The organism is Reichenbachiella versicolor (assembly GCF_003171675.1).
GTDB lineage: Bacteria > Bacteroidota > Bacteroidia > Cytophagales > Cyclobacteriaceae > Reichenbachiella > Reichenbachiella versicolor.
The window spans coordinates 83,641-105,077 of sequence record NZ_QFZQ01000011.1 but is presented as its reverse complement, the minus strand read 5'-3'; the positions used below and the strand labels follow the sequence as shown (position 1 = coordinate 105,077).

Here is a 21,437-nt window from a genome sequence, read left to right as displayed (position 1 = left end):
TTAATCTCCGAAATAGCCTTCTAATACATAATCCTCAAGCCATGGACGAGTAATTTCACCACGAAGATATTGTTCGATAATTAAACTAGCCGTACATGCTGCTGCTCTACCTCCCCATCCCGCATTTTCTACGAATACCGATATAGCGATTTTAGGATTATCCTTTGGTGCAAACGCCATAAAAACAGAATGATCTTCCCCATGAGGATTTTGGGCAGTACCTGTTTTTCCACAGATTTCAATATCTCTAATTATTGCTCTTGGTGCAGTTCCCCCAAGAGCATCTTTCATACCTTCTATTACAGGAGGAAAGTGAATAGCATCAATGCCACAAGAGATTTTTTCTTGATATTCAGGTAGAATAAAACCAGTCTCTCCAATAGACTTGACAAGGTGAGGTCTGTAGTAATAACCTTTATTGGCCATGATTACTGCAAGATTGGTCATTTGTATTGGGTTCATTAGCATCTCACCTTGACCAATACTCATAGACGAGATATTTGAATATTTCCATCTACCTTTTCCATAGATCCTATTATAAAGTTCTACGCCTGGTACAAGGCCAGATCTTTCGTTAGGTAAATCTACCCCTAACGGTTGTCCAAGTCCGAACTTATTAACCATACTTCTCCAATGTGTTAGTCCTTCAGGGCCTTGTACAAATGGGCTTTTAGTCGGATCACGTTCTATAACTCTTCTGAATACTTTGTGAAAGTAGTTATTTGAAGAGAGCATTATTCCCTTATGAACATCATAGTATCCAGGAGGAGCATGGTCTCCAATTAGTGTTCCATCACAATAAATCTTTTCTTTGGCTGTGATGACACCTTCTTGAAGAGCAATTAAAGCTTGCAAGGTTTTAAAGATTGATCCAGGAGGATACATAGCCATCAATGGACGATTAAATAGGGGTTTTAGACTATCTTTCGTTAGCATGGAGTAATTTTTTCCAAATTTTTTCCCAGCTAAAAGTGACGGTTTATAAGATGGACCAGATACGAAAGTAAGGACTTCTCCAGAGGAAGGTTCAATGGCTACGATCGAACCTACTTTTCCGTCAAGTAGGCGTTCAGCATAACGTTGAAGCTCGATGTCAATTGATAATGTTAAATTCTCTCCTGGAATTGAGAGTGTGTCCTGCTCTCCATTATTGAAGGACCCTTTATCTATTCCCCTTGCATTTACCATCTTGTATTTAATACCGCGCTTTCCTCTAAGAAATTGTTCGTACGAAGATTCTAGACCTGTAATACCTAAATAATCACCTGATTTATAATAATTAGTAGTATCCCTACTAAGTTGACGAGAATTGATCTCTCCGATATATCCTAGTACATTAGCTAAACTAGAAAAGTCGTAGCCTCGAACTGTTCTAGCCTCGGGATAGAATCCTTTGAAATGGATAAGCTTATCTTGTATTTCTGCAAACTGCTTATTTGAGATTTGTTTTTCAAATACTGAAGGTTTGATATAGGAATACCGACGAGCCTTTTTCATTCGTCCCGTAAATTCCTCTAAGTCAATGTCTAGTAGTTCACAGAAGGCAAGAGTGTCATTCAGTTTAGCTTCCTTAGGAATTACCATGAGGTCATAGATAGGATCGTTATGAACTAGTAGTTTTTTATTTCGATCGAAGATCAAACCACGGAAAGGGTAGTCAATGACTTTATGGATAATATTGTTTTGTGCAGCAGCCTTGTATTTATCATCTATGACTTGAATTGAAAATAGCTTGACAAGAAAAATAATTCCTATCAGTAAAATAATTCCTCGGATAATATATCGTCTATCCTCATTCACGAGTTAATCTTCTTATAGAATAGATATTGTAAAATCAAGACCATTATCATGGTAAATACAGAACTATAAAGTCCTTTTAGCAATGTTTGGCCAAATAAGTTGAATCCGCTAGCTTCAATTATAAATAACGAAAATGAATGTACAAGTATGAGTGGGAAGGCATAAATAATGAACCATTGAAGTCCTTGAGTTTGCATATTTACTCTAGTTCCTATATCGTATCCTCCACTGGGTGTCAATACTTTCATCCAATAGATTTTAACAAAAACCATTAATACTGACGCCGCGGCGTGCATTCCAATCGTATTGTAAAATACATCAATGATTATGCCTATTGAAAACCCTACCAAAAGCTGAACGATCGGTGATGTATCAAGAGGTATCATTAATATTAACATTACATATGCAAAGCAAAACGCATAATCATACATCACTACGTTTTTCAGTATGAGTACCTGTACTAGAAATAATAGTAGATTTCCAAATAGACCTAGTATATCTGCTAATCTAATCATCTGTACGTGTGGTTAAGTTTCGTAAAGAATCCACTAGAACTTTATCTTTCAAGTCTAAAATGTAGACAAATGATAATGCACTAAAATCTGTAGCGAGGTCTATTTTTATATCGTAAAAGGTAGCATCTGCTGTAATGTTTACATTTTCAACAATACCAATTAAGGTATTCTCTGGGTATACAGAGTTAAAGCCAGAGGTAAATATTGAATCACCAGAGTTAACATGTATGTGTCGAGGAAGGTATTTTAAAACAGCCAAATCTGGATCGATACCATCCCAAACGACACTGCTAAGCGTCCCTGTTGGTCCATGTTTTGCTGAAACTGAGGTCTTGCTATGCAAAAGAGAAAGAATTGTAGAATAATGATCAGTGACACGTTGTACCTGACCAATGATACCATTTGTGCCTATTACTCCCATACCAGATTTGATACTATCCTGACTACCTTTATTGATAATTAGGTAGTTATTTCTGAATCTTAACGAATTGTCGATGACTTTAGCCTTAATACTCTGAATGGCTGTATCTAACTCAAGGTTGGCCATATAGGCTGAGTCTCTTAAAGCAATAATTTCCTCGCGAAGTCTGACATTTTCATCAGCCAACATCTTATTTTTTTCTGCTAAGCTGAAATAGTTTTTAATATTGGTCGAGGTATTAACCATACCTCCAGTGAATGCATTAGCTGCTGTGAAATACTTTGCTCCATGGTAAGGGTTGTTTTGAATAATCAACCAAGAGCAGATCCCCTGAAGCACTAAAAAGAGTATAAATACTCGGTACTTGAAAAGGAATTCTAACAGTTGCTGCATAGTATGTTATTGCATCAAGACAGCCTTGAACTCATCTATTCTCTTCAAAGCAACCCCGGTGCCTCTTACTACAGCTTTCAACGGATCATCTGCAATGTGAATAGGAAGTTTTGTTTTCATTCCTAAGCGTTTGTCAAGACCTCTAAGCATAGCCCCTCCTCCAGTAAGGTAGATTCCATTATCGTATATATCAGCAGAAAGTTCTGGCGGTGCGATCTCCAATGCCTTCAAAACAGCCTCTTCTATTTTTGAAACAGATTTATCGATGGCGAACGCTACTTCTGAATAGGAAAGTTTGATAACTTTAGGAATACCCGTCATCAAATCACGACCTCTTATATCAAAATCCTCAGGGCCTTCGTCTAGCTCTGTTAAAGCTGATCCTACTTGTATTTTTACATTTTCTGCAGTTCTTTCTCCAATCAAAAGGTTGTGCTGACGACGCATATAGTCCAGTATATCCTTGTTGAAAGCATCACCTGCCACTCTGATGGATTGGTCACAAACAATTCCTGAAAGTGCTATAACTGCAATCTCTGTTGTACCCCCTCCTATGTCTACAATCATACTCCCTACCGGTCTTTCAATATCAATTCCGATACCAATGGCTGCTGCAATTGGTTCATGAATCATATAGACTTCTTTAGCACCAGCATGCTCTGCAGAATCTCTAACCGCTCTTTTCTCGACTTCGGTGATACCAGAAGGAATGCAAATGATCATTCTGTGAGAGGCAGGGAATAATCTTTTTTTGTCTTTATCGATCATTTTGATCATGCCACGAATCATAGATTCTGCAGCTTGAAAATCAGCGATCACTCCATCTTTTAATGGTCGTATTGTTTTAATACTTTCATGAGTCTTTTCATGCATCTGCATGGCCTCATTTCCAATCGCTAAAACTTTGTTCTTAGATTTGTCGATCGCAATGATCGAAGGTTCATCTACGACCACGTTGCCTTTACTGATGATCAGCGTGTTAGCCGTACCAAGATCGATGGCTATATCACTCGAAAACAAATCGAAAATTCCCATAATACTGTTTGATATCTATGTAATGATGATTGGAAGCCCTCAAATTAGTCACAAATCAACTCCCAATCAACAATCTCAAGTGTCTCTGTTCGAAATATATAAAAATTAGTGTTTGAAATGGCGAGTCCCAGTCATTACCATTGCAAGTCCATTTTCATCACAATAATCTATAGATAATTGATCTTTTATTGACCCTCCAGGTTGAATGACGGCTTTTACACCAGCTTTATCAGCTATCTCCACACAATCTGGAAATGGGAAAAATGCATCAGAGGCCATTACTGAACCTGTCAAATCCATTCCAAATTCACCAGCCTTTTTAATTGCTTGATTTAAGGCATCTACCCTTGATGTTTGTCCTGTTCCACTTGTCAACATCATATCTTTATTAGCCAATACCACCGTATTAGACTTTGTATGTTTACAAACTTTAGAAGCAAAAATCATAGCTTCTATTTGGTCATCATTTGGTGTTATTTTGGTTACAGTTTTTAAGTCTTGAACTGAGTCTGTTTTCAAATCTGCATCTTGTACTATAACACCATTTAATAACGATTTGAATTGCTTCTTTGATGGTTGAACATCTTTAATCTTAAGAATAATTCTGTTCTTTTTAGATTTTAAAAGTTCTAATGCATCTAATTCATAGTCAGGAGCAATTAGTACTTCACAAAAAAGTTTATTTATTTCCTCAGCGGCATCTAAGTCAATCTTGGAATTGGTACAAAGGATACCACCAAAAGCGGATACATTGTCAGAGGAAAGAGCTTTTAGATATGCTTCTTTTACAGAAGAACCTTTTGCAACACCGCAAGCATTGGTGTGCTTAATGATTGCGAAAGCAGTATCACCTTCAAATTCTCTTACTAAGCTAACTGCGGCATCTACATCCACGAGATTGTTATAAGAGAGTTCTTTACCGTTTAGTTTTTCAAAGAGTTCATCTAGATCTCCATAAAATGCTCCTTCTTGGTGAGGGTTTTCACCATATCGTAATATTTGTGCATTTCGTACACTTTTCTTGAATGACTTCTCTTGTCCGTCTTCATTAAAATAATTGAAGATAGCCGAATCGTAATGAGAAGAGATATCAAATGCCTTTCTAGCAAACGCTTTTCTTTGGTCAAGACTAGTTTCGCATTTTTGAGAATCTAGCATCTCGATTGTCTCGTTGTATTGTTCCATAGATGAAACAATCAAAACATCATTGAAATTTTTGGCAGCACCTCTGATTAATGAGATACCTCCAATATCGATTTTTTCAATTATTTCAGCTTCAGAAGCTCCAGATGCAACTGTTTCTTCAAATGGGTATAAATCCACAACCACCATATCAATATCAGGAATATTGTGCTCCGCTTTTTGTGCCTTATCACTCTCATTATCTCTTCTGTTCAATATGCCTCCAAAAATTGCAGGATGCAGTGTTTTTACTCTTCCGGAAAAAATAGAAGGATAACTTGTAAGGTTTTCAACCGGTGTTACTGAGATATCCATATCCTCGATGAACTTTTGAGTACCTCCAGTAGAGTAGATTTGAACATCGTTCTCGGCTAGAACTTTAACTAATTTGTCCAAATTGTCTTTGTGAAAGACAGAAATAAGAGCTGATTTGATTTTTCTTGAACCCATTTTCTCCTGTTAAAAAATTAGGCTGCAAAGCTACATATTTACTACATAGCGAATAGTAATGAGAAAGAAAGTTTAGAATTCAATGGACATTTATTTGCAAATGAACGATTCAATAGTCCGAGGATAAAATTCATGTTCTAATTTATGAATTTTATCTGCTAGAGAATCAGGGGTGTCATTATTTGAAACTTCTAAACTTTTTTGACAGAGAACCTTACCCTTATCATATTCCTCATTAACCAAATGAATAGTAATTCCGCTTTCTTTTTCACGAGCATCAATTACAGCCTCATGAACATGATGACCATACATGCCTTTTCCACCATATTTTGGCAATAATGCTGGATGAATGTTAAATATTTTATTGGGATATGATTTTACTAAATATTCAGGAACCAGCCACATGAACCCAGCTAAAACAATGTAGTCGATTTTATTATTGGCTAATTTGTTTTTTACATCCTCAGATTCATAAAATTCTTGCCTATTGAAAGACCAAGAAGGTATTCTAAGCTTTTTGGCTCGAGTATGTACGTATGCCTTAGGTTTATCAGAAAGAATCATAGTTATTTCAATTTCATTGTGACCATTGAAATAATTAGCTATTGCTTCAGCGTTACTTCCGCTACCTGACGCGAAAATTGCCAATCTCTTTTTAACCATTCTTTTTTATATTCTAAAAACTACCATACTCAATATCCCCGCAAGAATAATCCACTTACAATATTTACTCAATAGTGTAAAATCTTTTTTCTTGTCTGCCTTAGCAAGTAAAAACGTGAAATGACTAAAAGGAATAAATAATACTATGAAGTAGGTTGTTAATAAGGTGTTTTGAATCTCAATTAAAAACAGAACTAAAGAACATATAAATAGTATTGTAAAAACCATTACAATCTGTTTTGTAGTCCTGACACCTAATATGATTGGCAATGATTTACTACCGAAAGAAGCATCTCCTTGTACATCTTCTATGTCTTTGATGATTTCTCGAATAAGATTAATTCCAAATGCAAAAACAGCATAAGTTGTAAGAATTAAACTCTTATCCCTGAAATAGATAGATAATGTCATCAAAGTAGCAGCTGTAAGTACAGCTACAATAAAATTTCCTATGAACGGCATTCGTTTCAGTTGGTTAGAGTATAACCAAAGCAAGAAAACTGCAAATGAGTTTATTAACCCTATCCAGATAGACACATACAACCCCATCAAAATTCCTATTGTATTCAAAATTGCATGGGCAAACATTACTGGTCGACGTTTGAAATCTTTTCCTACTATTACTTTGCTGGGTTTATTGATCAGATCAATTTTAATGTCATAGTAGTCATTGATGAAATATCCTGAGGCTGCGATAATTGTGGTACTCGTAACCATGATTAGGAATTGATAATCTCTTATTAAAGAGTGAAACGCTGCTTGTTGTCCCATTAGGAAGTACGCCGCAAAGTACTGAGTTAGGAAAATAATGATCAGATTGTTCACTCGACTTAATCGAAGTGCTTGAATAGCCAGATGTATAGAAGATGAAATTTCCACGCAGTAAATTTACTTAAGGTCGAACATCTCTTCTAAGTCTTGGAGAGTTAATGATGGCTGATTCAAGACAGTCGTGTCAGTACCAATTTCTAGAGCATTGTATTTCCAACCTGAATGATATTTGGATAGTGAGATGCTTTTTATTTCCATTCCTGACGAGATAAGTTGGGAGGCAACTAAAATTAAATCTTCTTTTTTAATTGAATCACCATAGCAAATGGTATTTGAGCTAAATTTTTCCAATCCACTAGAAGGTCTTTCGTGTATGTAATAACCGTATTTTTTAAGGTTATATACTGTGTTGGAATCCAAAGGTTTAGCATAATAACGAACTACGGGAAACCTCTTTTTGGAACCTTTCCATTTGATAGCTTTGTTCCATAAAGAGTCTATGTAGGAGACGTTTTTTTTGGTTAGAAGGGTTACAGAATTGATTTCGGTGGTATTAACACAATGAGTAGAATCAATATTCCTGTTTATTCCAGCTTCTTCAGAGATATTGTTGATACTGTAGATAACCACTGGCTTGTGTTTTATTTTCGCTGGTGAGGGATGATAATCTACTGTAGATATACGCAATAACAATAGACAAGCTGCCGTTAAGGCAATGTATTGGAATGCCAACATTGATTTAGTCAGATTACCTCCCATAGTATATAGGTACAATAGCCGTCAGACGGACTGGTTATATGTGTAAGGTCGTCAATAGAATTGGTTTTTATCAATTTTAGTCTTATTAAATGTATCATTGAAGATTCTGTGAATAGCGTTTTGATTGCTGGAAAATTTTATATTTTTGAACCGAAAAGTTTAAAATGTCTGAATTTTGGCTAATCACTACGAAAACCAAAAACACCAAATTGTAATTACAATGAAAAAAGTATTACTCCTAATAGTAGTCTTGTCACTAACAAAAGTTGTATCAGCTCAAGAAGTGGGAACTTTTAAAGATCCTAGAGATGGCAAGGTATACAAAACTACAAATATTAAAATCGAGCTTGAAGGTGGAATATTCATCGAAAGAGAGTGGTTTGCTGAAAACTTGAACTTCGAGACAGAGGGTTCTGTTTGTTACAAAAATTATCCTGCTTATTGTGGGAAATATGGTAGGCTGTACAACTGGGTTGATGCTAAGACTGCATGTCCAGAAGGATGGCACCTATCAACTCAGCTTGAATGGCAAGAGTTGATGATTAATTATGGAGGCTACAGTCAAGCAGGTAAAGAACTTAAAGTTGGTGGGACTAGTAATCTCAATATTATCATGTCAGGTTTTTCAAATGTTGAAGGACAATTTAGTGACATAGGAAAGACAGCTCATCTCTGGGATGCAGAGATCGGTGATAAAAGAACTGCTGGTTTGATCTCTTTATATGGAGATTATGATGAGGTAGCTCACGATGTGATTAGTGCAAGAAATATGAATAGCTGCAGATGTGTAAAAGATTACTAAGATTTAGTAATACTCTGGAGCGAGATAATTAGGATATATTTTCATATGGTGCTGTTTAACTTTGTCAAACAGCACTTTTTTTAGCTCTCCAACGTTCTTCTTCTCTTTTGCTGAAATAAAAATATTTGTTTTGGTATTGGAGGTTACATCTATTCCGCTAGTAAAGTCAAAATCTTCGTCTGGAGAAGCTAGTTGATCAATTTTATTGTATACAACAATCATTTCCTTATCTGCAGCACCCAATTCCGCTAATGTATCATTGACAACTTTCATATGTTCTTCAAATGAGGGATGCGAGATGTCAACAACATGAAGTAATACATCGGCTTCTCTTACCTCATCTAAAGTTGATTTGAAAGATTCTATCAAGTTATGAGGGAGTTTTCTAATAAATCCTACGGTATCAGATAATAAAAAGGGAATGGTGTTAATCACCACTTTTCGAACCGTAGAATCAACTGTGGCAAATAGTTCATTTTTAGCATATATGTCTTCTTTAGAGAGAATGTTCATAATTGTGGATTTGCCAACATTAGTATAACCAACTAAAGCTACTCTCACAACGTTCCTTCTAGACTTGCGCTGAGTTTCATTTTGTAAGTCGATTTTGGCCAACTTCTTTTTAAGGACAGATATTTGATTTCTAATCATACGTTTATCTGTTTCAATTTCCTTTTCACCAGCACCACCTCTTGTTCCTGTGCCTCCTCGCTGTCTCTCAAGGTGAGTCCACATTCTTGTCAGTCTAGGCATTAAATACTGAAATCTGGCAAGCTCTACTTGGGTCTTAGCCTGAGCAGTTTGAGCACGTTTTAGAAATATATCGAGAATGAGAAGACTTCGATCATATATTTTAACTCCTAAATCTTTTTCCACATTTCTTAACTGAGAAGGAGAAAGGTCATCATCGAATACGACTATATCTATTGATTTATCTTTGACATATGCATGTACTTCTTCCAGCTTACCCTTACCTATGAAAGTGCGAATATCTGGTTTATCAAGATTTTGATTAAAAGACTTTAACGTATTAATTCCAAGAGTACTAGCCAAAAACTCAAGCTCATCTAAGTATTCATCAGTCTTTTCTTTGCTTTGATTTTGTGGTGTGAGTGCTACTAGCACCGCTGTTTCTACTTCTTTCTTCGTTAAATAATAGTCACCCATTCGATTCTCTTTTGTGCAAAACTCATCAATTCTTATGAATTCATATAGATTTACCATCTACCAAATTTCCCGACATGAGAATTGCCATAGCAATTAACACTTCTTGGAATATCTATAATTTTAGATCAGGCCTTATCCGTTTTTTTATAAAAGAAGGATATGAAGTCATTGCAATAGCTCCAAAGGATCAATTTTCGAAAAAGCTTGTGTCAGAGCTTGGTTGCGATTTTGTTCCTATTTCCATGGAAAATACGGGATCAAACCCCTTAAAGGATTTACTTTTATTAAAGCAATTAAAATCTATTTATAAAAAGTACAATCCTGACGTTGCTCTTCACTACACTATTAAACCAAATATTTTTGGAACACTAGCGGCTTCAAGTCTTGATATTCCAGTAATAAACAATGTTAGTGGTTTAGGAACGGTCTTTTTGAATAATAACTTCTCTACGAAAATAGCTAAGTGGCTCTATAAGGTTTCTTTCAAAAAGGCAAATCTAGTGTTCTTTCAAAACCCAGATGATCAAAGAGACTTTTTAACAGAAGTCCCACTTGATGATTTGAAAACCGATTTATTGCCAGGCTCTGGAGTTACACTTGATTTATACAATCCGAGCCCATTACCAAATCTCAACACCATAAAATTTTTAATGATTGCTAGAGTAATAATTGATAAAGGTGTAAAAGAATATATAGAAGCTGCTGAAGTTATAAAAAGCAAATATTCGAATGTAGAATTCCAGCTATTGGGAGAATTAGATGAAGGTCATGCTAGAGGAATTGAGGCGGCTTACATTAATCAAAAACATCAAGAAGGTGTGATAAATTATTTGGGAACTAGTACGGATGTGCGTGTGGAAATCAATGGGGTTCATTGTGTGGTACTTCCAAGTTATCGAGAGGGTACGCCAAAGACGTTACTTGAAGCAGCTTCGTTGGCCAGGCCATTAATTACTACTAATGTTCCTGGTTGTAAAGAAGTTGTCATTGATCAAGAAAATGGATATTTGTGTAACGCTCGAGATTCTCGCTCATTAAAAGATATGATAGACAAAGTAATTAATTCATCCTATGACGAGCTTACAGAAATGGGTAAATTAGGTAGAAAGTTGGTAGAGAATAAATTCGATGAACGTCATGTTATCAAAAAGTACAGTTATCATGTCTCAAAACTTATTAAAACCAATCTGGTGTAGTAAATTAGCATGTTTTCTACCTAGAATGAGCCAGCTATCATTAATTAAAGCTCAAACTAAACGAAATTGAAAAGAATCTTTTCTCTACAGCTTTTTGTAGCGGTATTACTGCTCTATTCTTGTAAGTCTTACAAGCAAGATATTATGTTCCAGTTGGATGATGAGTTCAGTGAAAATGAATTATCGAAAGCTGTCATGAATGTAGAAAAAAACTACGTGATTCAAGTTGATGATTACTTGAAACTTGAGGTTTTTACTAATAAGGGTGAACGAATAGTAGACCCAAATGGCGAGTTGCTTCAACAAGGTGGTCAGATGAACCAAAACAATCGGTTCGAATTTACTTATTTGGTTCAGACAGATGGAACGGCAAAATTTCCTATAATTGATCAGATAGAGGTTGTTGGTTTGACAATAAATCAAGCGGAAGAAATTTTACAGAAAAAGTATGATAGTTATTACAAGGATTCGTTCGTTAAGTTGACCTTTGATAATAAGCGTGTAGTAGTACTAGGAGCACCAGGGGGGCAGGTTATTCCTTTGAATAATGAGAATATGAATTTGATGGAGGTCCTTGCACTGGCAGGAGGATTAGATTTAGGAGATAAGGCCAATAATATAAAGGTCATAAGAGGAGGCCATAGAGATACCCAAGTATATAGAATAGATCTGAGCACTATTTCAGGAATGAAAAATACTATGATGGATGTAGAGCCGGGTGATGTTATCTACGTAGAACCATGGAGAAGACCGTTTTTCGATGGTCTTAAAGATATAGCCACGGTTATGGGTTTCATTACTTCTAGTCTGGCGTTTGTACTTGTTCTACAAAATATTTAATCGGATTGCCCTATGAATCATAATAGCAGTCAACCTATTGTGGAGGAACATAATGGGCCTCTAGACGAAATTGATTTTGATAAAATAGTACAGGTTGGTAAAGGGAGTATAGTATGGATTATTCTGGCCTTCTTAGCTACTTTGTCTGGATCATTTCTGTATCTCCGATATACTAAACCAATATATAGCTCGCAATCAGTATTGAAACTTGATATTAAAGATGAGTCTGGATTATTAGGGATACAAAATCCAATGCGACAGGATATTAAGGGGCTTTCGGGTGAGATAGAAATTTTGAGGTCAGGGCTTTTTATGACCAAAGTCGCGGAAGCTATTGATTATGATGTGTCGTATTATCATCCTGGTAGGAGTCACTTAGTTGATGAGAGATTCGGTAATTCGCCATTTGAAATAATTTATAATTCCTTTCCTGATCTCTGGAAAGATAGAAGAATTGATGTTGTCATAAATGATGATAGGACGTTCAAATTGCCTGATATTACGGGAAATGATACTCATACTTTTGGAGTAATGATTGAGCAAAATGGATTTGAATTTAGTATTGAAAAAACAAGCTATTTCGAAAATCAGAAGAGTTTAGTTAATTTTTATTTTGTAGTAAATAGTATTCCAGCCATTGCAGAATATCTTCTTCAAAATGTCACAGTTGAACCCATTAATTTCAATGCGAATACTATTAAAGTTTCATTCACCGATCCAAATAAATTTAAAGCACAGGCATTTGTTAATGCAATTGATACACTATATCTCCGATACACGCATAATGTTAAAAACCAGGCTAGTGAACAGCAGATTAAATTTTTGAATCAGCAAATGACTAAAACGGTAAAAGAGCTTGAGGAATATGAAGATTACTTTGAGAGTTTTACTATTGAGCACAGGACTACTAATCTATCAGAGGACTTAAGTAATGCTATTTTAGCTTTAAACCAGATTGATTCACAGCGATTTTATATTCGTAATAATCTGGCAGCGATTGAATCTATTGAATCACAATTAAATTTGAATGCCCAGATTAGTACTACTAATCTTCCAAAGAATGTTATTGCTACAGTTGAAGAATACAATGCATTAATTGAGGAAAAAGAATTGAAGCTTGATAATTATAATGAGAATACACAGGTTGTTTTGAGAATTAAGCATCGTTTAGAAATCGCACAAAAGGCTGCTAAGCAGAGATTAGAAGATTATCGAGAGAACCTATTGAAGTCGAAAAAGGAACTGAATAGAAAACGGGCACTTCTTGAAAATACATTTTCTCAGTTACCCTCCATGGGTACATCTTACAATAAGAAGCAAAGAATGTATACCATGCAGGAAGAGTACTATTTCAATTTGATAAAAAGTAAAATGGAGCTAGAAATAGCAAAAGCAGGTACTGTAACCAATTTTGTTATTTTATCTTCAGCTACACTTCCTGTAGCCCCAATAGAACCGAAAAAATTTATAGTTTATGGAATTGGTGGAGTTGCAGGCTTAATTCTTAGTATAATCATTATTGCTGCCAGTTATTTATTACATGATAAAATCAGTAATCAGAAAGAATTAGAGAAACGATTAAATATTCCAATTTTAGGAGTGGTTCCTAAATATCAATTGGAGAAATTAGAACTGACCAAGCTGGTAGTAAATAATAATCCAAAATCTCCTATAAGTGAATCGCTGAGAGCTATTAGAACCAATATGGAGTTTATAAACTCTGATGGTCCTACTCGCGTAATGTCAGTAACATCTACAGTCAGTGGAGAAGGGAAAACCTTTTTAGGGGTGAACTTGGGAGCAATATGTGCTTATTCTGGTCAAAAAGTTGTGGTAGTAGACCTAGATATGAGAAAACCTAAGGTAAATATTGCTTTTGATGTTGTCAAAAGAAATCATGGAACTAGCACTATATTAATAGGTAAAAATTCTATTGATGAATGCATTGAGCAGTCCTCTGTAGAGAATTTACATTTTATTCAAGCAGGTACTACTCCACCGAATCCTTCAGAACTTTTGCTAAGTGATCATTTCAAACAGATGGCGGAGGAACTCAAAGAGAAGTTTGACTTAGTTATTTTTGACACGCCTCCAGTTGGTCTAGTGACTGATGCCATTATGGTAATGAAAACAAGTGATTTACCAATATATGTTGTAAGAGCAGATTACTCAAAATTGAATTATCTTAAGTCCATTCAACGACTGGTAAGTAATAATAAATTTGAGCACATGTCCGTAGTGTTAAATGGAATTAGAAATGGCAGTGGTGGATACGGTTATGGGTACGGTTACGGAACAGGATATTATGAAGAAGAGAATAAGAAAAAGTTCAAAATTCCGTTTTTGAATAAATCTTAAATCTCATGTTTGGTTGGTGGAATAATAAAAAGGAGAACTTTCTTAAAGTTGATATTCACTCACATTTGATTCCAGGAATTGATGACGGGGTTAAAACTTTGGAAGAATCAATCTCGGTAATTAAAAAGCTTGTGTCTTTCGGCATTGAAAAAATAATAACCACACCACATATTTTATCTGGATATTATCCGAATACTCCTGATATTATAAAATCGGGGTTAGAAAAGGTCAGGCAAGAAATAAAGGAACAACAAATAGAAGTAGTTATAGAAGCTGCAGCTGAATACTATTTAGATGAAAGTTTGGTTGCTAAAGTTGATAATGGAGAGAGTTTATTGTCATTTGGAATCGACCGATATGTACTAGTGGAAACTGGTTTTATGACGAAGCCTTTAAATACTAGTGATACTTTTTTTAGAATAATAACTAATGGTTATAAACCTATACTAGCACATCCGGAGCGATATGCTTACTTGAGTGATGATTTTGGATATTTAGAAGAATTAAAAAAAATAGGAGTTTTGATGCAGGTTAATGCTCTTTCGTTGATAGGACATTATTCTTCAGAGGTTAGATCAAGAGCTGAAAAATTAATTAAAAATGAAATGGTTGATTTTATAGGTTCTGATGTCCATAATTTGAGACATGCTTATTATTTTAAAAAAGTCATAGCTTCAAGATTATTTCAAGACTGTAAGCAACTAAACTTATTGAATAATGCATTATTAGAGTAGAGTTAGATAATCCATTCTCAGAATCCATAATATCAAATTTCATCTATCTTTGCCGTCAAAATTTTAGCAGGAATTCAATGAACATCAATTCAATAAAACTTAGCTTCTTAACATTAGGAATGCTTTTGATCAACCTTGTATCTTTTGCACAGCTTTCAGAGGAGGTTGAAAAACTAACACCAGAGTTTCCTGGAGAAGTTCAAATTGATTTTGGATTTAATTTATCAAACGGAAGACCAGCAGAGCTAGACTTTAATTGGTTTAGATCTAAATCTTTTGCGTTTTACTATATCAAGCCAATGGAAGTTTCTCCTAATTTCTCTTTTAGACCAGGTATTGGTCTAAGTTTAGAAAAGCTAGGTCAAAAGCACAACAGAACTATTGTAAATACAGTGGAGTTTGAAAGCACAGCGGATGGCGTACAGGTTCCCGTACAAACATTGACTTATGATACAATACAAGGTAATGGTATTGGAGAATTTAAAAAGAGTCAAATTGCTTTGAATCATGTTGAGCTACCTTTTGAATTAAGGTATCATGTTGGAGGTAGAAATAAGAATAAAATTTTTATTGGTGTTGGTGCATCCGCAGCGTTGTTGTTCGAAGCTCATACTAAAGTAAAGTATGAGAAATTTGGGCACATGTACAAAGAGAAACAAAAAGATGATTTCAATTTATCAAGGTTTAGATATACTGCTTTTGGTAGAATAGGTATCGGGTCGTTCGGGTTTTTCTATAAATGGCACTTTACTGATGTGTTTTCATCGGGCGCTCCAGAAGGGGCTGATAAATTAGGTTATTCTACAGTAGGTATTTCTTTATCAGGATTTTAAATAACCAGAGTTAGACTGGTGAAACTGATTATAATACCTACAAGAGTTCCTGTGAGAATCTCAATCGGTCTATGAGCATTTAGGTATAATCTTGAACTTATAACAGCTCCTGTTAAAACAATCATTGCTACTAAAGGATAGAAAATACCAGTGTTGGGATACTCTATTGCGAAGGCAATGATATATCCTGTAACACTAGACATACCAGCAGAGTGAATACTAATCTTATGTCTTAGCGTTATCAATGTCAATATGGCTAGCATTAGACATGAAGATATAAATATAGTAGAGACGACGACATTGGCTTTGATCTGAAAAATGAACATATAAGCGGTCATTCCATAGTAACCTGTTACAAAAAGAAATGGTATTATTCTATCATTTCTTTCCTCCATTTTAAGGCTTTGTATTTGTCCTAAAACTTTCATCATCCAGACACTAAACAATGGTATAATGAATGTTGTTAAAAATAAAAACGGGAGAACAACTAACGACAATGGCCTAATTACTGCTGGTAAAAAGAGGTATAGAATACCAAAAGTAAGAGTTGGCATTAGCATTGGATGAAATGCATAGCTGAATAAATTACTAATTTTTTTTCCCAAATCTAAAGCTCCTTTCTAAGTCTAGCCACCGGAAGGTTCATTTGCTCTCTGTATTTAGCTACTGTCCTGCGAGCAATATTGTACCCTTCTGCTCTCAATAGTTTCTCCAGCTTATCATCAGATAGAGGTTTAGACTTATCTTCTTCGTCTATTAGGTTTTTAAGTTTTTGTTTCACTTCTCGACTACTTACATCCTCACCTGATTCCGTTGAAATTCCTTCAGAGAAAAAATATTTTAAAGGGAATATCCCAAACTCAGTTTGAATCGATTTGCTGTTGGCTACTCTGGATACTGTAGATATATCCATTTGTATTACTTCAGCAATATCTTTCAATATCATTGGCTTCAATTTGGCTTCGTCTCCTTCTTGAAAATAATCATGTTGAAAATCAAGAATAGCATTCATAGTGTTAAGCAAAGTGTTTTGTCGTTGTCTTACCGCATCAATAAACCATTTAGCTGCATCCAGCTTTTGTTTAACGAAACTTACTGTTTCTTTCAGTTTTTGGTCGGTTTTATCACTTTTCTGATAACTATCAAACATATCAGCATAAGATCGACTCACTTTCAATTCGGGAGCATTTCTTGAGTTAAGGCTTAGTTCAAGTTTTCCATCTCTATTTTTGAGGATGAAATCAGGGATTAAGAATTGAGTTTTAACAAGACCTTCAGAAATTCCACCAGGCTTTGGGTTTAGTCTTGTAATAATATGAACAGCATCCTTTAGGTCCTCATCCGAAACACTTAATTTTTTTTCAATTTTGCTGTAGTGTTTTTTTGTAAACTCTTCGAAACACTCCGAAATGACTTGATGTGCCAAGTCGTTTTCTGGAAGTTCATGATCACGTTTTTCTAACTGTATAAGAAGGCATTCTTTTAGATTTCTTGCAGCGATACCTGGAGGATCAAATCCTTGGATTCTATAAAGGATTTGTTCCAGTTCGTCTTCAGTAGTTTCAATGTTTTGAGAGAAGGCGAGATCATTCATTATTGCTTCAAGGTCTCGCCGAATGTAACCATCTGCTTCTATACTACCTATTAGTTGTCTGCCTATTATTTCTTGGCGATCGTCAAGTCTTAAAAATCCAAGTTGGCTGATGAGTTGCTCATGAAGAGAAGTGCCAGAGGAAATGGGAATGTCTTTATCTTCTTCACTATAGTTGCCATCACCGGCCATTTTATATCCAGCAAAATCGTCATCATTTAGATAATCTTCGATATCTAACTCGTCAGTATTAGTGTCTTCGGCGGGTTCTTCGTTTTGTAGTTCTTCGTCTTTCTCTCGCCCTTCTTCTAATGCAGGGTTTACCTCTAACTCTTCTTTGATTCTAGCTTCAAGTTCTGCAGTAGGTACTTGTAGTAACTTGATAAATTGAATCTGCTGAGGAGAGAGTTTTTGACCAAGAGATTGAATCAAATTTAGTTTCTGCATGAAGAACCTTGTTTTGGTAAATAATCCCAAATCTATTCGATTTGACATTAAGTATGATCAGATATTAATCTCTGTCGGGAATTTTTTACAACTAAAACCTGTTTACTTACTCACTATGAAGAAACATTTTTTCCGTTGTAAGATAATTACCCTAATCATAATTGTATCAGTGGCTAAGTTAAGTGCTCAAAGTGATGATAGCAGACCTGTTAGTCACTACTTGTTTGATAAAGTTTTGAAGGAGTATGTTGATGATAATGGCATGGTTGACTATTCATCTTTAAAGGCAAATAATGGTCAACTTATTGAATATCTTAACCTTCTTGAGAATAACAGTCCAAGAGCAAGTTGGTCTAGGAATGAGGAATTAGCATATTGGATTAATGCTTACAATGCCTTTACATTGAAGCTCATCATAGATTATTATCCTGTCAAAAGCATTAAAGATATAGGTTCAACAATTCAGATTCCATTTGTGAATACTCCCTGGGATATTGAATTTATTCACATTGACGGAAAAGAGTACTCTCTAAATAATATTGAACATGGAATAATTCGAAAGAAATTTAATGAACCACGAATTCACTTTGCCTTAGTTTGTGCAGCCAAATCTTGTCCTGAATTGAGACGAGAAGCTTACATTCCGAATATGCTAGATGAACAACTTTCAGATCAAGCAAAAGAGTTTTTAGGAGACTCTTCCAAGAATTATATAACAGAGTCCAAAATTAAACTTTCTAAATTATTCCAGTGGTATGGTGCCGACTTTACAAAAAAAATGACTTTGTCAGAATACTTAAATCAATACGCTCCTATTCACATTCCCAAAAAGGCCAAGAAGACCTTTATGGATTATGATTGGGCACTTAATCAACAGTAGAAATTTGTTCAGCTAAGATTCCAATTCCCTCTTCAAATGATTTGGGTTTATAGCCCAAAACTTCTTCGGCTTTATCTAAAATGAATCCTGTTTTAGGTGGGCGTTTTGCTCTTTGAGAAAACATACTTCCATCAACTTCTTCGATTTTCGATTTATCAAGATTGAAATATTCACAGGTTTTCATAGCCATATCGTATGGAGTGAGTAGATCCTTACCTGATATATTAAATATCCCCTCAGCTTTTTTTTGCGAGATAAGATAACATCCTATAGCTAGGTCTTCAGCAAGTGTAGGAGTTCTCCATTGGTCATTGACAATTTTAAGGTCTTTACCCTTTTCTATACTGTCTTTTACCCAAAGAATGATATTGGAACGACTCATTCCGGGGGTAATTCCATATACCAATACTGTGCGAGCAATTGCCCATTTAATCTTACTGTTTAGAAGAAGTTGTTCTGCTTGAAGTTTGGACTCTCCATAGTAACTAACGGGATTGGCTTCATCCGTTTCTTTATATGGACCGGCAGACCCATCGAATATGAAATCTGTAGAAAGATGAAGAAGGAATATATCATGTTTATGACAAGCTGCAATAAGATGTTTTACAGAATTGACATTTAAATCTATACAAGCTTGTTTCTCATCTTCGCATTGATCTACATTCGTCATGGCAGCAGTGTTAATGACTACTTCTGGCTTATACTTCGTGATGACATTCATTACCTCTTTTTCTTTGGTAATGTCCATCTGTGTATATTCAAAATTATTCGGCAGGTAATCTATTCTATTTTCACCTCTAGCTGTGGCGATTACTTCATGTTTTTCTTCGGTTAATAATTTAACCAGCTTCTGTCCCAATAAACCGTTGGAACCTGTAATGAGAATTTTCATTAAAGGAGACTTAATATGAACTTAATTGACTTTGGCTCGGCTTGGCAAACTTAGAGAAAATAAAATTTCTTAACTTACGCCCCTCCATTACCTAGTAGTAAAATTTATTAATATTTCGATCCAAAATTGATCTATGGAAAACGTAGAAAAAGAGAATAATAAGAAGTTTACATTCAGTTTTGAAACCCTCCTGTTAGTCCTTTCTATCTATGTGGTCATAGAGTTATATGTCGGTACTATAATTAAATATACACCAGAAGTTCAGGAAATTTTAAACTGGATTGATTTTGGTATATGCCTTCTGTTTTTATACGATTTTTTTACTGGTATTTGGAAAGCAGAAGATAAATGGAAGTATTTAAGAGTACATTGGATAGATCTAGTTTCTTCGATTCCTATGGTTGGAGTTTTAAGAGCGGGAAGAATTTTTAGAGTAATTAGAATTCTAAGAGTTGTAAGGTCAGCCAAGTATATTTTTGGATTTTTCACAGAGCAAGGATCCTTCAATACTTTTAGAAATCTTATTATAATCAGTTCCTTGATTATTGCTCTATTTACAATTAGTTTTTATCATGTTGAGAAAGATGTAAATCCTTATATCAACGAAGTAAGTGATAGTCTTTGGTGGACAACAATTACAACCATTACTGTAGGCTTCCTACAGGATATCCCACCTGTTAGTGTTGAAGGTAAGTTCCTTAGTGTAGCATTGATTTTACTTGGGATGATTATTTTCTCGACATTGACAGGTACGATCACAGATTACTTTATCGAGGATGAAGATATTCAAGATAAAATCTCTGAGGTCAATGAGAAGGTGACTAGACTTGAAGAAAAACTGGATGCAATCACTGAAAAATTGGATCAGCTCAATAACAGATCATAAAGCTTGAGAGGTCAGGATAGTCAAAAAATGGGTAGTTCATTATTGACTTCTGAACAAGTCAATCAATACCTATCTAGAATTAACTGTCAGCAAGATAAGCCTTCATTAAGGTACTTAAGACATTTGCATAGACAACATATGTTGACTTTGCCTTTCGAAAATCTTGACAATTTCCTTGGATATCAAATTCTACTAGATATCCATAAAATTTTTCATAAGGTGATGATTCGTCATCGAGGTGGATTCTGTTATGAGCTTAATGGGCTCTTTTATCAGTTGCTTTTAGCCTTAGGTTATCAAGCTAATTTGATTTCATGTAGAGTACATCATTCAGAAGGTAAGGTTGGTCCAGAGTTTGACCACATGGCTATTCTGGTTGAAATAGAAGGTATGCAGTATCTGGTAGATGTTGGGTTTGGTGAATCATTTAGAGCGCCGTTAAAACTTAAGACGGATCTGATTCAGATGGATTTCAAGCAGTATTATAAAATTGTGAGAGATGCGAATGAAGTTTTTAGGTTATGTTATTCTCATGATTCGGTAAATTTTCATTCCCAATATAATTTTACATTAACTCCAAGAACACTGATTGAGTTTATTGACATGTGTCAATTTCATCACCAGAATAAAGAGTCCCATTTGGTGAAAAAAATTTATGTACACCTATGTAAGAAGAACGGTCAATTGATATTAACTAATAATCAACTGACAATCGAAGTAGATGGTCGAACAGAAAAATACGCCATTCATAATCGCGATGAGTTCGTTGTTAAGCTTCAACAACACTTTGGAATGGATTTCAAAAGAAACATAGAGAAGTGA

21 protein-coding genes are annotated in these 21,437 nt (G+C 35.0%); 9 read left to right on the top strand and 12 right to left on the bottom strand.

Annotation, left to right across the window (positions count from 1 at the left end; all coding sequences use genetic code 11):
• The 8 genes from DKG80_RS18940 to DKG80_RS18905 all read right to left on the bottom strand — a co-directional run bounded on the left by DKG80_RS18940 (nt 1) and on the right by DKG80_RS18905 (nt 7,989).
• Nucleotides 1-1,800, bottom strand: coding sequence for a penicillin-binding transpeptidase domain-containing protein (locus tag DKG80_RS18940; RefSeq protein ID WP_109832950.1), 1,800 nt, complete (start codon nt 1,798-1,800; stop codon nt 1-3).
• Nucleotides 1,797-2,315 carry a Rod shape-determining protein MreD gene (locus DKG80_RS18935; protein WP_109832949.1) on the bottom strand — a complete coding sequence of 173 codons (519 nt, stop codon included), beginning with the start codon at nt 2,313-2,315 and terminating at the stop codon, nt 1,797-1,799. The genes DKG80_RS18940 and DKG80_RS18935 overlap by 4 nt, the downstream gene beginning before the upstream one ends.
• On the bottom strand, nt 2,308-3,129 hold the full coding sequence (gene mreC / locus DKG80_RS18930; protein ID WP_109832948.1) for a rod shape-determining protein MreC: 822 nt from the start codon (nt 3,127-3,129) through the stop codon (nt 2,308-2,310). Before mreC ends, DKG80_RS18935 begins: the two co-directional genes overlap by 8 nt.
• A gap of 6 nt (nt 3,130-3,135) precedes the next feature.
• Entirely contained in the window at nt 3,136-4,164 is a 1,029-nt protein-coding gene (locus tag DKG80_RS18925; RefSeq protein WP_109832947.1) for a rod shape-determining protein, read from the bottom strand.
• A 105-nt stretch (nt 4,165-4,269) separates the two neighbouring features.
• A complete protein-coding gene (gene purH, locus DKG80_RS18920; RefSeq protein ID WP_109832946.1) occupies nt 4,270-5,796 on the bottom strand; it encodes a bifunctional phosphoribosylaminoimidazolecarboxamide formyltransferase/IMP cyclohydrolase in 1,527 nt (508 codons plus the stop codon).
• A 90-nt stretch (nt 5,797-5,886) separates the two neighbouring features.
• Entirely contained in the window at nt 5,887-6,459 is a 573-nt protein-coding gene (purN, locus tag DKG80_RS18915; RefSeq protein ID WP_109832945.1) for a phosphoribosylglycinamide formyltransferase, read from the bottom strand.
• Between the two features lie 6 nt (nt 6,460-6,465).
• Entirely contained in the window at nt 6,466-7,338 is an 873-nt protein-coding gene (locus tag DKG80_RS18910) for a geranylgeranylglycerol-phosphate geranylgeranyltransferase (protein WP_245907040.1), read from the bottom strand.
• A gap of 9 nt (nt 7,339-7,347) precedes the next feature.
• Nucleotides 7,348-7,989: a hypothetical protein gene (locus DKG80_RS18905; RefSeq protein ID WP_109832943.1), complete on the bottom strand. Its 642-nt coding sequence runs from the start codon at nt 7,987-7,989 to the stop codon at nt 7,348-7,350.
• Nucleotides 7,990-8,209: 220 nt separating this feature from the next.
• Between DKG80_RS18905 and DKG80_RS18900 the strand changes: the two genes are divergently transcribed.
• Nucleotides 8,210-8,791, top strand: coding sequence for an FISUMP domain-containing protein (locus tag DKG80_RS18900; RefSeq protein ID WP_162555994.1), 582 nt, complete (start codon nt 8,210-8,212; stop codon nt 8,789-8,791).
• Between the two features lie 3 nt (nt 8,792-8,794).
• Here DKG80_RS18900 and hflX read toward each other — a convergent pair whose 3' ends face one another.
• On the bottom strand, nt 8,795-9,958 hold the full coding sequence (gene hflX, locus DKG80_RS18895) for a GTPase HflX (protein ID WP_109833025.1): 1,164 nt from the start codon (nt 9,956-9,958) through the stop codon (nt 8,795-8,797).
• 74 nt (nt 9,959-10,032) lie between these two features.
• Between hflX and DKG80_RS18890 the strand changes: the two genes are divergently transcribed.
• The 5 genes from DKG80_RS18890 to DKG80_RS18870 all read left to right on the top strand — a co-directional run bounded on the left by DKG80_RS18890 (nt 10,033) and on the right by DKG80_RS18870 (nt 15,919).
• On the top strand, nt 10,033-11,154 hold the full coding sequence (locus DKG80_RS18890; protein WP_109832941.1) for a glycosyltransferase family 4 protein: 1,122 nt from the start codon (nt 10,033-10,035) through the stop codon (nt 11,152-11,154).
• A gap of 66 nt (nt 11,155-11,220) precedes the next feature.
• A complete protein-coding gene (locus DKG80_RS18885; protein ID WP_162555993.1) occupies nt 11,221-11,994 on the top strand; it encodes a polysaccharide biosynthesis/export family protein in 774 nt (257 codons plus the stop codon).
• 12 nt (nt 11,995-12,006) lie between these two features.
• Nucleotides 12,007-14,352: a GumC family protein gene (locus tag DKG80_RS18880; protein WP_109832939.1), complete on the top strand. Its 2,346-nt coding sequence runs from the start codon at nt 12,007-12,009 to the stop codon at nt 14,350-14,352.
• A 5-nt stretch (nt 14,353-14,357) separates the two neighbouring features.
• Entirely contained in the window at nt 14,358-15,086 is a 729-nt protein-coding gene (locus tag DKG80_RS18875) for a tyrosine-protein phosphatase (protein ID WP_109832938.1), read from the top strand.
• A 77-nt stretch (nt 15,087-15,163) separates the two neighbouring features.
• Entirely contained in the window at nt 15,164-15,919 is a 756-nt protein-coding gene (locus tag DKG80_RS18870) for an outer membrane beta-barrel protein (RefSeq protein ID WP_109832937.1), read from the top strand.
• Here DKG80_RS18870 and DKG80_RS18865 read toward each other — a convergent pair.
• Together DKG80_RS18865 and rpoN are read right to left on the bottom strand one after the other, a co-directional pair.
• The gene (locus DKG80_RS18865) at nt 15,916-16,347 is read right to left on the bottom strand and encodes a phosphatase PAP2 family protein (RefSeq protein ID WP_162555992.1); all 432 of its coding nucleotides are present in this window, start codon (nt 16,345-16,347) and stop codon (nt 15,916-15,918) included. The genes DKG80_RS18870 and DKG80_RS18865 overlap by 4 nt on opposite strands.
• A gap of 179 nt (nt 16,348-16,526) precedes the next feature.
• Nucleotides 16,527-17,957, bottom strand: coding sequence for an RNA polymerase factor sigma-54 (gene rpoN / locus DKG80_RS18860; RefSeq protein WP_109832935.1), 1,431 nt, complete (start codon nt 17,955-17,957; stop codon nt 16,527-16,529).
• On the opposite strand from rpoN, the gene DKG80_RS18855 reads away from it, so the two are divergent.
• Nucleotides 17,956-18,837, top strand: coding sequence for a DUF547 domain-containing protein (locus DKG80_RS18855; protein ID WP_245907039.1), 882 nt, complete (start codon nt 17,956-17,958; stop codon nt 18,835-18,837). The two genes, rpoN and DKG80_RS18855, sit on opposite strands and share 2 nt — an antisense overlap.
• Here DKG80_RS18855 and DKG80_RS18850 read toward each other — a convergent pair.
• Complete coding sequence (locus DKG80_RS18850) at nt 18,824-19,729, bottom strand: SDR family oxidoreductase (RefSeq protein WP_109832934.1); 906 nt, start codon at nt 19,727-19,729, stop codon at nt 18,824-18,826. The two genes, DKG80_RS18855 and DKG80_RS18850, sit on opposite strands and share 14 nt — an antisense overlap.
• Nucleotides 19,730-19,862: 133 nt before the next feature.
• Here DKG80_RS18850 and DKG80_RS18845 point away from each other — a divergent pair, with 133 nt between their 5' ends.
• Nucleotides 19,863-20,615 carry an ion transporter gene (locus tag DKG80_RS18845; RefSeq protein ID WP_109832933.1) on the top strand — a complete coding sequence of 251 codons (753 nt, stop codon included), beginning with the start codon at nt 19,863-19,865 and terminating at the stop codon, nt 20,613-20,615.
• A 27-nt stretch (nt 20,616-20,642) separates the two neighbouring features.
• Nucleotides 20,643-21,437: an arylamine N-acetyltransferase family protein gene (locus tag DKG80_RS18840; RefSeq protein WP_162555991.1), complete on the top strand. Its 795-nt coding sequence runs from the start codon at nt 20,643-20,645 to the stop codon at nt 21,435-21,437.